This window comes from Oleiphilus sp. HI0061, assembly GCF_001635675.1.
The window spans coordinates 1-417 of record NZ_LWFE01000860.1 but is presented as its reverse complement, the minus strand read 5'-3'; the positions used below and the strand labels follow the sequence as shown (position 1 = coordinate 417).

The window sequence follows — 417 nt, the reverse complement described above, 5'->3', positions numbered from 1 at the left end:
CACCACTGAATTGAACATGGCTGACTACTTCCGTGCAAATGGTATGAAGTACACAGCAGTTACATATGATACTTCAGATCAGACTCGTGCAGGCTTTGAAAGCGGCCGTTGTGACGTATTAACCTCTGATCAATCACAATTATATTCGATTCGTATCGGCCTAAAAGACCCTTCTTCAGCAATGGTTTTGCCTGAAGTTATTTCAAAAGAACCATTAGGCCCAGTGGTTAGACAGGGTGATGATGGTTGGTTCAATATCGTTAAGTGGACAATGAACGCCTTGATAGAAGCAGAATTCTTAGGTGTTAACAGTACAAATGTAGATCAGGCTAAAGCTGAAGGTAACCCGGCTCAAAAACGTTTGATGGGTTCTGAGGGTGATGCTGGTGAGAAGCTTGGTTTGGAAGCCGGTTGGGC

At 43.9% G+C, this 417-nt stretch carries 1 pseudogene; it reads left to right on the top strand.

The features are described from left to right. Positions 1 to 417: pseudogene (locus A3735_RS10215) on the top strand (amino acid ABC transporter substrate-binding protein); the annotation flags it as partial.